General features: G+C 64.8%; 14 protein-coding genes and 1 pseudogene. 4 read left to right on the top strand and 11 right to left on the bottom strand.

From position 1 onward, the window contains the following. Nucleotides 1–9 precede the first annotated feature (9 nt). Nucleotides 10–924 (top strand): alpha/beta fold hydrolase, encoded by a 915-nt coding sequence (locus AB0269_RS07940; RefSeq protein WP_005054941.1) that lies wholly within the window; start codon nucleotides 10–12, stop codon nucleotides 922–924. 1,037 nt (nucleotides 925–1,961) lie between these two features. On the opposite strand, the gene AB0269_RS07935 is transcribed toward AB0269_RS07940, so the two are convergent. Then, the gene (locus tag AB0269_RS07935) at nucleotides 1,962–2,312 is read right to left on the bottom strand and encodes a helix-turn-helix domain-containing protein (RefSeq protein ID WP_024476679.1); all 351 of its coding nucleotides are present in this window, start codon (nucleotides 2,310–2,312) and stop codon (nucleotides 1,962–1,964) included. Between the two features lie 71 nt (nucleotides 2,313–2,383). On the opposite strand from AB0269_RS07935, the gene AB0269_RS07930 reads away from it, so the two are divergent. Further along, nucleotides 2,384–3,190: a zinc-binding dehydrogenase gene (locus AB0269_RS07930; protein WP_366210689.1), complete on the top strand. Its 807-nt coding sequence runs from the start codon at nucleotides 2,384–2,386 to the stop codon at nucleotides 3,188–3,190. Next, nucleotides 3,145–3,318, top strand: a pseudogene (locus AB0269_RS07925) (zinc-binding alcohol dehydrogenase family protein); the annotation flags it as partial. The gene AB0269_RS07930 and the pseudogene AB0269_RS07925, both read left to right, overlap by 46 nt. Here AB0269_RS07925 and AB0269_RS07920 read toward each other — a convergent pair. The 6 genes from AB0269_RS07920 to AB0269_RS07895 form a co-directional block, all read right to left on the bottom strand. Beyond that, nucleotides 3,270–4,754 (bottom strand): DEAD/DEAH box helicase, encoded by a 1,485-nt coding sequence (locus AB0269_RS07920; RefSeq protein ID WP_366211444.1) that lies wholly within the window; start codon nucleotides 4,752–4,754, stop codon nucleotides 3,270–3,272. The pseudogene AB0269_RS07925 and the gene AB0269_RS07920 sit on opposite strands and share 49 nt — an antisense overlap. A gap of 367 nt (nucleotides 4,755–5,121) precedes the next feature. Next, nucleotides 5,122–5,304: a helix-turn-helix domain-containing protein gene (locus tag AB0269_RS07915; RefSeq protein WP_036294314.1), complete on the bottom strand. Its 183-nt coding sequence runs from the start codon at nucleotides 5,302–5,304 to the stop codon at nucleotides 5,122–5,124. A gap of 48 nt (nucleotides 5,305–5,352) precedes the next feature. Continuing rightward, nucleotides 5,353–6,162: a hypothetical protein gene (locus AB0269_RS07910; RefSeq protein ID WP_195692259.1), complete on the bottom strand. Its 810-nt coding sequence runs from the start codon at nucleotides 6,160–6,162 to the stop codon at nucleotides 5,353–5,355. Then, nucleotides 6,155–6,562: a hypothetical protein gene (locus tag AB0269_RS07905; protein WP_195692258.1), complete on the bottom strand. Its 408-nt coding sequence runs from the start codon at nucleotides 6,560–6,562 to the stop codon at nucleotides 6,155–6,157. The genes AB0269_RS07910 and AB0269_RS07905 overlap by 8 nt, the downstream gene beginning before the upstream one ends. Nucleotides 6,563–6,609: 47 nt before the next feature. Beyond that, nucleotides 6,610–7,044 carry a hypothetical protein gene (locus AB0269_RS07900; RefSeq protein WP_292873472.1) on the bottom strand — a complete coding sequence of 145 codons (435 nt, stop codon included), beginning with the start codon at nucleotides 7,042–7,044 and terminating at the stop codon, nucleotides 6,610–6,612. A gap of 18 nt (nucleotides 7,045–7,062) precedes the next feature. Beyond that, complete coding sequence (locus tag AB0269_RS07895) at nucleotides 7,063–7,344, bottom strand: helix-turn-helix domain-containing protein (RefSeq protein ID WP_036295200.1); 282 nt, start codon at nucleotides 7,342–7,344, stop codon at nucleotides 7,063–7,065. A gap of 213 nt (nucleotides 7,345–7,557) precedes the next feature. Here AB0269_RS07895 and AB0269_RS07890 point away from each other — a divergent pair, with 213 nt between their 5' ends. Beyond that, entirely contained in the window at nucleotides 7,558–8,199 is a 642-nt protein-coding gene (locus tag AB0269_RS07890; RefSeq protein ID WP_036295197.1) for an NYN domain-containing protein, read from the top strand. A gap of 21 nt (nucleotides 8,200–8,220) precedes the next feature. Here the strand turns inward: AB0269_RS07890 and AB0269_RS07885 are convergent, their stop codons facing one another. From AB0269_RS07885 to AB0269_RS07870, 4 genes are read right to left on the bottom strand one after another with little or no spacing between them, the layout of a single operon-like run. Continuing rightward, nucleotides 8,221–8,637, bottom strand: a complete 417-nt coding sequence (locus tag AB0269_RS07885; protein WP_195692256.1) for a hypothetical protein — start codon at nucleotides 8,635–8,637, stop codon at nucleotides 8,221–8,223. Continuing rightward, nucleotides 8,630–10,735, bottom strand: coding sequence for a hypothetical protein (locus tag AB0269_RS07880; protein ID WP_195692255.1), 2,106 nt, complete (start codon nucleotides 10,733–10,735; stop codon nucleotides 8,630–8,632). The genes AB0269_RS07885 and AB0269_RS07880 overlap by 8 nt, the downstream gene beginning before the upstream one ends. Further along, nucleotides 10,732–12,546, bottom strand: a complete 1,815-nt coding sequence (locus AB0269_RS07875) for a hypothetical protein (protein WP_195692254.1) — start codon at nucleotides 12,544–12,546, stop codon at nucleotides 10,732–10,734. The genes AB0269_RS07880 and AB0269_RS07875 overlap by 4 nt, the downstream gene beginning before the upstream one ends. After that, nucleotides 12,543–13,958 carry a tyrosine-type recombinase/integrase gene (locus AB0269_RS07870; protein WP_195692253.1) on the bottom strand — a complete coding sequence of 472 codons (1,416 nt, stop codon included), beginning with the start codon at nucleotides 13,956–13,958 and terminating at the stop codon, nucleotides 12,543–12,545. The genes AB0269_RS07875 and AB0269_RS07870 overlap by 4 nt, the downstream gene beginning before the upstream one ends. Between the last annotated feature and the right edge of the window lie 247 nt (nucleotides 13,959–14,205).

Here is a 14,205-nt window from a genome sequence, read left to right as displayed (position 1 = left end):
GGGGAAGCTATGGATTCGATTTCACGCCCAGACGACGTCGCGCCGATCTCGTACACCGAACTGGCGCCGTCGGGTGCGCCTGCTCGGTGGATCGTCCTCGTGCACGGGGGTGGTGCCTCGAACGAGTACTATCTCGAGACGCCCGACGGCCGACAGGGCTGGGCGGCACGATTCGTATCGCATGGCTACGGTGTGCTGGTGGTGGACTGGCTGGGGTTGTCCTATGAGGCGGCCCAACACGTCGATGATCGTGCGGCGTCTGCGCGGCTGGACTATGAGAGCGTGTGCCGAGGGATGGGCGTGTTCCTCTCTGGTCTCGGCCGGAACGTCGTGCTGGTCGTGCACTCGATGGCAGGTCCGATTGGCTTCCGCCTCCTAGAGACGCATGGCGATCTCATCGACGGGCTCGTAGCCGTCGCTCCGGGCCCGCCTGGAAATATACAGGCGGTGCCCGAGATCGTGAGGGAGTCCGACCAGGAGGTCTCCATCCGTGGAGCGGCCATCGACTGGACCATCCCGAAGATGGGTTTCTGGGAACCCACAAGCGCCTTCGTGAACGACAAGGCCATCGGACCCAGCCGGCGGTTCCCCCGCGAGTGCATCGAGGTGTTCCGCCGCACCCTTCGGCCGATCCCGGCCCGGATGCTTTATCAGCGTCAGAACATCGGTGGGAGCCAAATGAGGATCGGGCCGACCGACGCGTTCACGAACAAGCCGATTCTCGTCTTCACGGGTGGAGCCGATACCGACCACCCCTCGCAGCTGGATCAGGACATCGTGGCCTGGCTCACCGATCAGGGCGCCGCCGTCACCTTCTGGTCGTCCGAACTGCCTCTTCTCGCTGGGAACGGCCACTCGCTGATGGTCGAAGACAATAGCGACGAGATCGCTGACGAGATCGCGCGGTGGATCACGGCGCTCTGACTCGCCACCGTATCGTCCCGGCCATTATTTCAGCCGACCCGACGTCCCCAACAGCGGAGGAGAACGCCAGTCGTTTCCTTCGTGTCACTCGAGGGAACGCTGTGCCAGCTCGTTGCCGACTACGACTTGGTCGATCGGGCCCTTGCTCGAACTCCTCATTTCATACGTCTGGCGATGGACTCAAGGGAGATGTTCGCCGACGGCCGCGTGCAACTCCAGGTCATCGGTGGACAGCTGAGGCGTCTGCCACGACGCATCGAGACGATCGGTTCGCAGCTCGAACGGAACGTTCGGGCTGAGCATAAGGATGTTCCGAGACCTCCAGGAACGCGGATGGATCGGTTCGTTGGTCGGGGAGCTGACGACCACCCTGGTTGGCGTGGCGCTTATCGTCGCTGCGGTGCTACTTTCGGTCTCGGGGGGTGGCCCCCAGCTCGCCCCGACGTCGCACTCCTACCGTTCCTAGGGGCGGGGTGGTCGGCCTCGCGGGCAGGCTCCTCGTGCTGAGGCCGCTGCGCACCTCCTTGATGCGCACCACGCTGATCGCCGGATCCTGGCAAACTATCCCGCGACGCGAATTCGCAGGGGGTGTCGGCGCGACTTTCGATCGACGTACAGTGCCGTCCGTTAACAAACGATCGGTTCGTGCGACCGAACTGTCGAACGCCTGTGCATCGCTGCGGCGAGTTCCTCATGGCGCAGTACCTGGGTTTCGCTTCCGGAAGAAGATTTCACGAACCCCAGCGACACGGTGTTGCGGTGACGTTCGACGAAAGAGAAGAAGGATGGCCCGGCGAATCCCAATCGCGCGAAGTCTCGCCTTCGAAATGACAGAAGCGCTCCTGTGCTCGCGCGTCGGTTACTTCGCACCTTCTAGGTGTGACGTTATCAATTAGGGTGATGACGACCGGTGACGGGTACCGGTACCTGCTGAACTCTGTCGTGTCCGGTGACGGCGACCGCGACGCCTCGTCTGTGTTGACGCGGTATTACGCGGAGGCCGGGACTCCTGGCTCGATGTAGCGCCGAGGGGGTCGCTACTGGTCGGTTCCGACGTTGTGTTCAACCCAGTCGCGCAGATGCTTCAACGGGGCGGCTGCGCTGTGTCCGAGGTCAGTAAGTTCGTACTCCACGCGAGCGGGAACCTCGGGGTAGACGGTGCGAGTGAGCAGGCCGTGGTCTTCGAGACGCTTGAGGGTCTGGGACAGCACCTTGGGGCTGACGCCTTCCAAGCGTCGTTTGAGTTGCCCGTTGCGTTGCGGCCCGTCTTCGAGCGCACCGATGGCCAGGGCGCTCCACTTGTTGGCGAGCAGGTCGAGCATGTCGCGGCACGGACACATGGCCGCGTACACGTCGTTCCGGTCGCACTCATCCACGGTCTGACTCATACGTTCATGGTATCCGATGGGTACTAGGTTGCCTTGACGGTAACCAGTAGGTCTGGGGAACCATAATTGGCATGACGGCTACGACTGCGATCGGATACGAGAAGAACCTCCCCGCCACCGACCCCGAGGCGCTGACCGCCCGCGAGGTCGAGGTGCCCGAACTTGGACCGCATGACTTGTTGGTCGAGGTCGAGGCGGTCTCGGTGAACCCGGTCGATGTGAAACTGCGGGAAGGCGCTCCTGCGAACGGGTTCAAGGTGCTCGGCTTCGACGCCGCCGGTACGGTGCGCGAGGTCGGCTCAGCGGTGACGCTGTTCGCTCCGGGTGACGAGGTGTACTACGCGGGCAGCATCGACCGGCCAGGTACGAACCAGCGCCTGCATGTTGTGGATGAGCGGATTACGGGGCGCAAGCCGCAGGTGCTGTCGTTTGCCGACGCTGCTGCGCTGCCGCTGACGGCGATCACCGCCTGGGAGACCCTGTTCGAGCGGCTCGCCCTTACCGAGGACTCGACCGGCACCCTGCTGGTGATCGGCGCGACCGGCGGAGTCGGATCGATCATGCTGGCACTGGCCGACGCGCTCCTGCCGAACGTCACCGTGATCGCCACCGCCTCCGACGATGAACGCTCCGCCTGGGTGCGCAACCTGGGCGCGGAGCATGTGGTGAACCACCGCGACGACCTGGCTGAGCAGGTGCTCGCCGTCGCGCAGGATGGCGTGGACTGGCTGTTCACCGCGCATTCCGCGGGGCAGATCGAAACCTATGCGCGGATCGTTCGAGCGTTCGAGCGTTCGGGCATATTGTCGCCATTGACGACGGTCCGCGCGACGTGTTCCCGCTCAAGGGCAAGAGCATCGCTTGGCACTGGGAACTGATGTTCACCCGCCCGCTCAGGCAGACCCCGGACATGATTGAACAGCACCAGCTCCTGAACACTGTCGCTGACCTTGTAGATCAGGGCCGCATCCGCACCACGGCCACAACGACACTCGCGCCGATCTCACCGACCACACTCCGCGAGGCGCACGAGTTGGTCGAGAACGGCCGCACAGTCGGCAAGGTCACCGTCCACAGATGGGAGTAGACTGAAACCGCGCGCACGCGCATGTTCACAGGCGAGTGCGTTTGCAGAACCTCGGCTAGCTGGTCGTCGAGGATCGTGCGCAGCTCCACCCACTTCTTGTCGTCATCCAGCAACCGGACGCGGCGCGCGACGCGGATGAGGTCTTCGAGGATCGCGATCTCAGCGCGGAGTTCACCGATCGACTCGGCCGCAGTGGCAAGGTCGACCACCTGGTCGACACGGGCCTCGAACTGTGCTCGTTCTTCTTCGGAGATTTCTTCATCGAGGTCATCGAACTCGTCGGGGTTGAAGCTTGGCGCCGAAGCGGAGGCGTCCTCGAAGTCGAGTGCGACGCGGCCGGTTGACCACTCGTCAATAGACGCAGTCATGGAGGTGCTGTAGCGGGCCTCGTCGGTCGCGCGCTGCCATTCCCGCAGACGGGTCTCGAGTCGCACTTGGCGTCGCTCGAGCGATCGGAGGATCGCCTCCGGACTTGAGGCGAGGCGTCGCTGCAGCACGGTGAGCGCGAACCCCACGTTGTTGCCGCGCTTCTTGTCGCCCGCCTGCGCGAGCCGTTCCGCACGACCCATCTCGGTGCGCACGTAGCCGGTCACCAGCTCATATAGCTCACGCTCGGGGTCGCTCAGCTCGTACTCGACCGTGTACGCGCGACGCTCGGGGAACAGAGGCTTGCCCTCGAAGGTGAGGAGCTCTTCCTTCACCATGCGCCGCATCAGGCCGCGCGTGTCAGTGCGGTGCACGCCGGCGCGGAACTGGCCCTCGAACCGGTCGCGGTCCAGCAAGGACATGAACAGCTGGAAGTCTTCTTCCTTGCCTGCGTGCGGGGTCGCGGTCATGAGGAGGAAGTTGTGCGCGGTCTCGGCGAGCAGCCGCCCCAGCCGGAACCGCTTCGTCTCGTCGACTTGACCCGCCCATGACGAGTAGTGCGCGGACATGCGATGCGCCTCATCGACGACGACAGCGTCCCAGGTGACGTCGGAGAGCTGCTCGATCAGGTCATCGCTGCGGGAGAGTTGGTCCATCCGTGCGATGAGGAACGGGTGCTCGTCGAACACATTGCGGCCCTGCGCGTCGTCGACCATCTGACGGTTGAAGATCTCGAACGAGAGGTCGAATTTCTGCGACAGCTCTTCCCGCCACTGCTCCACGAGGCCGCCGGGCGCGACGATGAGCGCTCGTTCGCAGTCGGCGCGGAGGATGAGCTCCTTGAGGTAGAGGCCGGCCATGATCGTCTTGCCCGCGCCGGGGTCATCAGCGAGGAGGAACCGCAGCGGGATTCGCGGGAGGAGTTCCTCGTACACTGCGCGGATCTGATGCGGCAACGGATCGACGTCCGAGCTATTCACCGCCGCCATCGGGTCGTAGAGCGCGGCGTACTTGATGCGGAGCGCCTCGGCCGCGAGGCGGAACTCATCAGGGTCGCCGTCGAACGCGGGCGCGTTACCCAGCTCCGTGACTAGTTCGAGCTTGCCGGCATCGAGCTCGGTGATGGTGCGTTCGCCGGTCCGACCCGAGTCATCGCGGAAGAAGATCTCGACGAGCGCGTCGTCCAGCGGTGTCACGCCGACGAGTGTCACCGGCTGCCCGGGCAGGACACCGCGCAGGCGTTGCCCGGCGCGCAGCGATGCCAGCGTCACCGCAGGTGCGTCCACGTGGTTCCTCCCCTGGAAAATGGCAAGTCGATCAGGATACGTCGTGCCGCCGACATCGCGGCCGACTGGGTCAGTCCGGAGATCCTGCGTCCCCTCTGCGTACCCAGTCGTCGACCTCGCTCGCCTGGAACTTCCACAGACGCCCGACCTTGTGCGCCGGCATCCCCTTGTCGGAGATCCAGGCGTAGATCGTGTCCTTGGTCACGCCCAAGTGCTCAGCGATGTCGTCGGCAGAGAGCCACGGCTCGGACATTCACGCCCCCATGCGGATTGAACCGGATTTATCCGGGTATGGCCGATCCTATCGGGACCCCTTGCCCTCGTCGCCATTAAGGTGCCCGACTTCGTCAACGGCCGCCAGCAGCTCTTCGAGGTGCATGTGAATTTCGTCGTACGCCTGCATGAAGAACATCAAGTCCATGTTGAGTGGGGGCGTATCGTCCAGGTCGGCGAGGACCTCTCGAGCCTCGCGGACCGCTGTCTGCAGCCGAGTCTCGATTCCCGGCAGGCTCAGGATCCAGCCGTCGATCACGCTGAACGGGACTGGTGAGAAGTCGTGGGCGTCGACGCCGACGTGGAACTGATGCCCATTCGGGCCATGGTCCCGTGCGTGGGTGTGCCCGTGGATGAGCGGGATGCCGTCGTCCCAGCGCGGGCGATGCGAAGTGTGTCGATCCTGTTCCTGGCTGTCGCCGGCGTAGGGGTAGTGCGAAGCGATGATCCGGTACCCGCGGCGGGTGCCCTCGACGACCTCTGGGAGGATCTCCCAGCCCGCCGCTTCGTACATGGGCAGGAATCGCTCGATCGCCCGTTTCGACTGCGTCGCGGGCGAGACACGATCGTGGTTGCCGGGGACGAGGAGTCGGCGTCCGTGCAGGTGTGCGGTGAGCGGAAGGGATTCAGCGATCGCTCCGAGCGCGAGATCTCCCAGGTGCAGCACGACGGAGTCAGGAGCGACAACGTCGTTCCACCGGCCAATCAGCGCGGCATCCATCTCCGCGACGGTTGAGAAGGGACGGTCGGCGAGCTCGCTGATGCGGGCATGACTGAAGTGGGTGTCAGAGGTCACGAAGTCGACTTGGTCGAAGTCGAACCAGGGGTACTCACGCATCGCCAGGATCCGGGGCGTCGGGATCCATCTCGAAGGCGCGAAGCAGCGTTCGTTCGAGGTCGCTGACCGGCTCCGGCGGCATCCCAGCGATCTCGTCACGCAGCTGACCGAGAGCGGCCTCGATTGCGGTCCGATGCTCGTCGCGCCAGGCGCGAACGCTCGGATCGCGGAGGACTCCGTCGTCACGACTGCCCGGATAGTCGAGCAGGAGCTCGGTCTCGATCGCCGACGCCATTGCGCGTGCATCGACTGCGCTGGTCATGCGGAGAATCGAGAGGTGGGTCGCGGCGTCCGAGCCCGACACCTCGACGAGGTAGCGCTGGATATCGCCATCCTCGCCGTGCGTGGTCGCGACGAGCGAGACCGTGACCGTACGGCCTGCGATTGAGATCTCGCGCATGCTTCCTCCTCGACGTAGAACCGGCCAACCTATCAGGCGGTGATGGATCAGTCAGTCTCCGGCTCGGGATAGATTCGTCCCGGCCGTACGACGTCGTCGTGTCCGGGGATGAAGGCGATCGCGCCCAGTCGGGTCCAGTAGCTGATCAGCCAGCGCTGGATGAGCTCGGTCTGTTCACGGCGTTCGAGGAGTGTCCGTCCCGGGTCTTCGATGACGTCGTCCCACGCGATGCTCGTGAACATCGCGTTCAAGAGTTCGGCGCACGACGGCCCAGTGCCATGTGTGTCCCACCATGCGATCGTCAGCCTGCCGGCTTGGGCTGCGGTGCTGGATCCGGCGGGCTCCTCGATCGTTCCGATCAGGGCGGTGAGGTAGGGATCTTCCACCGCCATGACGAACGACTCCTGGTTGAGTTCCGCAGCGCCCATACAGTGCAGAATGCCATACAGATTAGGCCTCTCCTGGTAGTCGCGGGCTGTCACCCGCAACGCCGAAGTGCCTCAGCGGATCGTGAGGTCGGGCGTCACGCTGGGCAAGAGGTCGGTGAGCTGAACGTCGAGCACCTGAGCTACCGCCAGCAGAGTCTTGACGGTCGGATTCGCGGGAGTTCCGGGCTTCGACTCACCCTTCTCGAGCTTCTGGTACGTGTAGCGGCTCAGGTTGGACTCGTACGCCACACGGTCCTGGCTGTATCCGACACGCGCTCGTTCCCGCTGGATGTTCTGGCCGAGCTCGCGAGCGTAGTGGTCCCACGCATCAGGCGAGGTCGCGGGGGAAGGCACCCATCAAGCGTCACGAGTAGGCCTCTGCAGTAAGGCCTAATCTGTATGGCAATCTCGATGGCTCGACAACCCGGCTCGGACACAAAGACGCCCTCCACGAGGGAGGGCGTCGGGCCACGGTTGGGATGAACAACCGGGCGGGGTGTATCCACACTATACACACGATCGCTGGTAGGAAGGTGATCACCTCGTGCACCGATTTGGAGTCGTCTGTTGTCAGCCTCACCCGTTCCTGGACCGCCGCACGAGCGCCTCATCGTCTACATCGACGGCTTCAACTTCTATCACGGCATGCACGACAAGTTCGGACGCTCGACGCTCTGGATCGACTTCGTCGCACTCGCGCAGAGCCTGCGCCCACGCAGCCACATCGTCGCGGTGAAGTACTTCACCGCACCTGTGCTGGGCGATGCGGGCGCGGCCAGTCGTCAGGCCTACCATCAGGCAGCCGTCGCTGCGCGTCACACCAACGTCTTCAGCGTCACGCAGGGCCGATATCAAGCGAAGACCGTGACGTGCTTCAACTGTCGCGCAACGCGTACGGTGCACGAGGAGAAGGAGACCGACGTCAACATCGCCGTTGCTCTTGTGGGCGACGCCGCTGCGAACGCGATGGACTCGGCACTGATCATCAGCGCCGACAGCGATCTTGCGCCCGCGGTCAGGGCGGCCAAACAATTCCGCCCGCACATGTTCATCGGCGCCGCCTTCCCACCCAAGCGGTTCTCGAGCGAACTCAAGCAGCTGATGCCCGCGTCGTCGCAGATCGGTCGCGACAAGATCCGCCAGGCTCTTCTGCCCGAGAGCTTCACCGTCGGCGCGACCACGTACACCCGACCTCCGAAGTGGCGATGACACGAGCAGCAGCAGCGCCCGTCATCCCCGGCGTGAGTCCGCGTTCGGGCGCTTCATCGGAGTGACGTTGTGGCTCGGGTCATCGCCACGCAGCAACTGGTTCTCGACGTGCAGCTCGGCGATGGCGGTCGCGGCGATCGTCAGCTGTGCTTCGAGGCTGCTCACTCGCTCGCGGAGCTGTTTGATCTGGGCTGCACGATCGGCCAGCGAGCTTCGCAACGACTCGATCTCACGATCTCGCGGCTGGGACCCGTCGACGCGACGTGCCCACTCATCCATGACCGCAGTCGCACGGTTCATGGTGGCGCGGCTGACGCCAGCTTCGCGATAGAGGTTCTCCTTGATGAGGCGTCCGTCGGTGCGGATCGCCGCGCCGGTGAGCAGGCGCTCCATCGCGTCGCGCAGTCGGCGTTCGGTCGCGGCAGAGATCTCAGGCATCCGTGAACTTCCTCGTGATACGGCGAACGTCTTCAAGTTCTGTCTCGAGTTGTTCGCGATTGTGTGGTGCCATCTTTCGGTCGCGCAGCTTCGCGACGAGGTCGCGTTCCTCCGCGATCCAGATCGGCGCGTGCTCCTCGGTGACGACGGAATTGCCGCAGGCGGTGGGTTGGCAGCGATTAGGCATGACGCCTCCTGCGGCCGCTTCGGCGGGCAGCCCCTTCAAGCACGCCGCCTGCTCAGGGATGCCGAGGCAGTGGTTGACGGTTCCCCATCGGAGCGTGCTGAAGCGATCGCGCAGGAGTGCGCGCAGTGTGCGCTCGTCGCCGACTTTGACCTCGTTGCTTGCGACGGCCTCGACCTTCTCGAGCTCGTCTCGGAAGCGCTGTGCGCCTGCGCCTGCGAGCCTCATCTCGTGGTCTTGGTGAGAAGACCAGGCGCCGACCAACCGTGACGCGACAGCTTCCTGAAGCTCATGCTCGAACTCCGCGGCCCACTCCGGCGTCTCGCTCGCGTACCCGGAGGTCGTGCCGTTCGCGACGGCGCGTCGCGCTGCGTGCTTGAGCTGGATGCCGAGGGCGATCTCGCCGTCTGGCTGTTGCGCGGTGATCACGGCCATCGTCCGCCGGAACATGTGCGGTGCAAGCTGGAACGCGGGGATCGGTTCGAGACCGGCATCCGCGGATTGACCATTGAGCTGAGAGATGAACTGCTTCAGCTCGCTGTGACGATCGAACCGACCTGCTCCGTCGTGCGCTCGATGTTCACGTCGAACAGAGCTGAAGACGTCGTCGCCGAGAGCAAGTCGTTCCGCGACGGCGATTGCTTGCGCAACGGGTTCGATGATCCACCAGTTGCGTCGCTGGGTCCCACGCCGACCCTTCCGGAGCTGGGAGGTGACGGCGGGCGCCCCGTACGAAGTGGTGAGCGCTCCCTTCTTGATGCTCAGCAGTTCCGAGTCGCGCATCATCGTGAGAGCCGCGCAGAAGACGTAGCACGCGTTGCGGAGGAGCTTCAGTTGGACTCGGATCGTCGCCGGGTCGAATCCGTCGATCCACGGACCGACGGATCCATCGGCGCGTTCGATCGCCGTCGCTTTTGTGGCGAGCCCACCGCGCGCGGTCGCGAGCGTGCCGGAGCCGATCGCGTCGACGATGTCCTGACGTCGGCGGAGGACGTCAGGACGGTCCAACTCGGAGAACATCTGCTTGCTGTGCCCATCGGAGACGAGCAAGGAAAGAAGTGTCCAGTGGATCTCGCCCTCGCGGAATCTGCCGTACGTCATCCGATGCAGGGGCACCCGATTTCCGGGCGTTACGATCCATCGCGCGAGCGTGTCCTCGGGGTGTCGTACCTTCACGCGCTCGGCTTTGGGGCGGTCGAGCGCCGACCATTCCGCGGCGGCCGCAAAGATGTCGTGCGAGAACACGTTGATGTACTGCCAACACGCCCGCAGGAGCGGCCACCACACCTGCGGTGGAATCACCGGCGTGCTCAGCTCGGCGCTGGACTTCTGCCCGCTGAGCGCGATCGTGTGGAGATCTCCCCATGGACGGAATGGGATGCCTCCGCCAGAGAGGACTGCCGCGTAGGTGTGCAGTTCGCGAACAGCATCGACTGCTTGTCGCGTTCTGGAGGGGATCCCCATCGTCTTGACCTCAGTGAGGAAGCCGTCGAGGTGCGACTGATGGAGATCACGGAGTGGAGTGTCAGGGAGGTTGTCGGCGTACCACGCGGCGAACCGCTTCAGGCCCTCGAGCTTGGAACGGATCGTCTTCACATGGGCGGGCGTTGCTCGCAGATAGATCATCTGCCCGCGCAGCACGGGATGCACAGGGTTGAGAAGTGCCATTGCGAGTTCGCGAGCACGAAGGTTCCACTCACCGATGAACGAGTCGAACAACAGCACCGCGGAATGGCGGCCCGCAGCAGGGTTCCACCCCAGGGCGCTGAGGTCCCAGCGATCCTCATCTCCGAAGAAGGGGATGGGGAAGTCATGTTCGAGGTGTCGATCTGAGATGACCGCCGTGTCGCTCGCCCAGTAGTCGCTCGCGAACAGCGACACCGGCTCGGCAGAGTACTCGCGATCGACGCTCACAGGTGGACTCCTCTCTGGGTGAGCGGCACATGGACAGAGGCGGTCTCGCACGCCGTCCGCGCGTTCTCGATCTCCGTCGGGGAGAACTCGTGGAGGATGCGTTCGACGTTGACCAACTGCTGACCGTGTACCGCCGCGAACTGGGCCGGGGGCATCTCGTTCTCGTGACCGCGGAGAATCTCTCGGTACGCGAGGACTCGCGGCAGGTGATCTGCGAACACGATCGCGTTCGGGCACGCGAAGCACATCGATGGCCGATGCTCGCAGAGCCGCCCCGCCGGCGTGAAGGGCGATTCGTACGGTGACGTGCACTGAGTCACGTTGATTCCCTGGTCAGTGGCGCTCGAGGCCAACTCGGCGGCTGCGGCAGCACCCAGGTCGCCTGCTGCGTCGTCGACGGTGCTGGCCGCAGCACGAACGAAGACCGGCCCTCGTACTCGATCGAACACCTGACTCTGCGCCGCGTTGACTGCGTTGCCGGCCAGAACATGCACGGTTGTCGACTGCGCGTAATGGCGTTGGTAGACAGCGATGCTGTGGTCGTCTCCCGCCGCGGCGTCAGCGCTGCGGAGCACTGCTGCACGAACACTCTTCACTGTCTTGCGTAGCCGGCGGGAATCGTATGGCTTTGATATCTCGGGCGAGATCGCCATCAGAAGCGACGTGAAGGGGCGGCGCGAGAATGACTCCTGGCGCGCGACGAGATGCCTGGACGCGGTGCGCTGCACGGTGATGAACAAGGCGTCCGCGTCGGAGCCGCCCACCTCCTTTGCCTCCTCCCGAGCTGCCTCGGTGACAGCGATCAGGCGAAGTATGAGATCCCCTGCTCTCCACCCGGTGCCATCGCGAGACCCGGTGATCGCGCATCGCACGGTTCGAGTTCGGTGGGCTCGCGCCTTGTGGAGCCGTACGCGGACCGAGTCTGTCGTGTGCTCGATGTCTGTGAGTCGAACGTCCGACCACTCTTCCGGCGCCGCACCACTCTCCAACTGCAGGAGTGTGCGAAACGCAACGAGGTCCTCGCTGGACGGATAGAGGTGGGTCAGTAGTCGTCGCGTGATCCGGCCGGCATTGGCGCGGACCGGTGACTGTTCGAGCGCGAAGTCGTCGTGGAGGTCGTCGAGCACACCCGATGCGCACGCGCGGAGGACATCAGCCTCGATCGATGCTCCGGGACGTCGTCCGAGATGGCGAATGCCCCACAGGACATCGGCGCTTCGTTCCCACCCTGTGCTTCGGGGATCGTCTGCGCTGGCGAGCAGCCGACGTCCGACTGCCAGACGAGCCTCCAATTCGCGGATTCGGGCGCGGCAGGCGTTGCGAATCGCGAGTCGCTCCGCGTTCGAGAACTCATCGAGCGGCGTGGAGTCGCCGCCCTGGTGCAGCACGTGCGCCTGCGCCCAACGGAGCGTGGCGTCGCTGACGTCACGACCGTTCGCTGCGTGGACGCGGACGAGAGCGCGGATCTGTCTGCCGTACTTGTACGGGATCGCGCTCTCTGGCGGGTAGTTGCCGGCCAACGCGGATTCCCACGCGTGCAACGCGTCGATGAGGGCGAGTCCCGGCGTTGCGAGACTCACAGTTCGCGGGCAAGCGTCAGGTAGACCGCGCAGAAGGCTCATCAGCGCCCGGCGGTACTGATACGCGGTGCCGTCGGTGTGACCCATGGCTCGACGCATGTCGATCAGCGCGTCCGCGAGCTCAGCCGCAAGGACGGGGTGTGCGAAGTCGAGCGGGGCGAGTGTTCCATCGACGTTCGCGGTCGGAAGAACGAACAGCATCTGCCGCGGGGTGAGGTCGATGTTCGTCACGCGACGTTCCGATCAGCGAGGACTGCGTCCGCGTATGTCATGCCCTCGTCGCTCCAGCTCTCGAATACGTCCTGGATGAGCGCATCGGTGTCCTCGATGTAGCGCAGGTAGACCATGGTCGTCGCCGGGTTCGAGTGCCCCAGCAGCCGCTGCACTGTAAGTCGCGGGTTGATGGCGATGTGCTCGGAGATCGTGGCTGGTCCCACGTTGCCTGCCCGTCGCTCCGCCTCGCGGGCCAGCGCCACATCGGTCAGCGATTTCAGGAGCACGACAGCGAAAGTGTGGCGCAGATCGTGCGGAGTGATCCGTGCACGGCGACCGCCCATCTCGTCCTGAGCGAGCCTCAGAGCACGCCCGCTTGCAGCCTCGAACGTCGCGTGCCATTGCCTGCGGCTGATCGGCAAACCGCCTCGACCGACGAACAGCCCCAGCGCCTCCATCCCGTGGTCCCGCTCGATGACGGCAATTCGTCGCAGGTGCGGAGGCAGCTGGTGCAGCCGCCATCTCGATCGCCGCCCATTCACCCGGCCTCGCAGGATGCCTGCCGACACGTCGATCTCGTCGACGACGAACAGCTCGGAGCGGCGTCGCCAGAGGGAGGCAGCTGACGCGCGGACGACCGCTCGGCGCTCCGTCTGCCGGTAGAGATCGACCGCCCGAAGCGTCGTGAGGGGGACGTGGACGCGTCGACGCTTCTGGTACTTCGCGCACGCCTCGAGCAAGACGGAGATGCCGGTGCCCGTCGGCGGCGGGACTTCAGCGTCGAGCAGTGTGGAGAACTCACCGAGGCGCATCCCCGTCGTCACGGCCAGCTGCGCGCCCGCCTTTGAACGCAGGCTCGTTGTGCCCCGCCAACTCTCGTCCAGATCGCCCGCGGCGGTTCGTCCGCCGAGACCGACGTCGAGGAACGTGCGCCACTGCGCCTGCGTCAGCGGCCGAATGTCGGGCTCGCTCCTCCAACGCATCCGGAGCGGCGACGACCTTCCGATGGTGATCCACGGTTCGCGCTGGATCTGCCCGGTCTGAGTGAGCAGCTGATAGATCCCGCGTATCACGACCACGTCGCGTCGCCACGTCGCCGGCGACACCGGGCGCTCGGAGCCGCTCAGCCGCCATTCGCGGAACGCGACGATGTCGTCGCTCGACGCATGGATCACGTCGGTCTGTCGCGTGGCGAGGAACGACGCAAACCGCCTGGCGTCGTATGCGTACGCGCGCAGCGTCGCCGGGTCTGTCGACGCTGCGACGATCCGGAAGTACGTCAACCACGGCTCAACCGGCCGCCACCGATCGTCAAGAAGGATCGGCATCCCCTCGGGGAGCGAACGGGTGCGCGAGTAGATGTCGCTGGCGCGCGCGTCGAAGTCGGTTGAGGGGGCGAGTTGGTGGTCGACGAAACGCAGATACATCATGCTCCGGGGGTGCAGTCGGGTGGGTCGTTGAGACACTGACCGAACGTACACATAACGGCGTGCGGATCCGGAAACTTTCTCGTTCCTGTTCTCGAGCGCAAACTGGCCGCGGTCCAGGCGCGTTACGGGAAGAGCGACTTCGAGAGGCGCAACTACGCGCTGTTCGGATTGATGTGCATCTACGGCATCGAGTTGCTGGAAGACAACGCGGCCGAGTGCCGCGAGAATCTGCAGGGTACTTTCGCCC

The organism is Microbacterium sp. NPDC077644 (assembly GCF_040702785.1).
GTDB lineage: Bacteria > Actinomycetota > Actinomycetes > Actinomycetales > Microbacteriaceae > Microbacterium.
The sequence above is the reverse complement of the archived record's forward strand: the minus strand, read 5'-3'. Positions and strand labels throughout refer to the sequence as shown.

Bases quoted from the DNA above. Each gene is read 5' to 3' on its own strand.
- AB0269_RS07935 (WP_024476679.1), bottom strand. From the start codon at position 2,312: ATGAGTCAGACCGTGGATGAGTGCGACCGGAACGACGTGTACGCGGCC.
- AB0269_RS07910 (WP_195692259.1), bottom strand. From the start codon at position 6,162: ATGCGTGAGTACCCCTGGTTCGACTTCGACCAAGTCGACTTCGTGACC.
- AB0269_RS07930 (WP_366210689.1), top strand. From the start codon at position 2,384: ATGACGGCTACGACTGCGATCGGATACGAGAAGAACCTCCCCGCCACC.
- AB0269_RS07920 (WP_366211444.1), bottom strand. From the start codon at position 4,754: ATGGCGGCGGTGAATAGCTCGGACGTCGATCCGTTGCCGCATCAGATC.
- AB0269_RS07940 (WP_005054941.1), top strand. From the start codon at position 10: ATGGATTCGATTTCACGCCCAGACGACGTCGCGCCGATCTCGTACACC.
- AB0269_RS07870 (WP_195692253.1), bottom strand. From the start codon at position 13,958: ATGATGTATCTGCGTTTCGTCGACCACCAACTCGCCCCCTCAACCGAC.
- AB0269_RS07885 (WP_195692256.1), bottom strand. From the start codon at position 8,637: ATGCCTGAGATCTCTGCCGCGACCGAACGCCGACTGCGCGACGCGATG.
- AB0269_RS07915 (WP_036294314.1), bottom strand. From the start codon at position 5,304: ATGTCCGAGCCGTGGCTCTCTGCCGACGACATCGCTGAGCACTTGGGC.
- AB0269_RS07905 (WP_195692258.1), bottom strand. From the start codon at position 6,562: ATGCGCGAGATCTCAATCGCAGGCCGTACGGTCACGGTCTCGCTCGTC.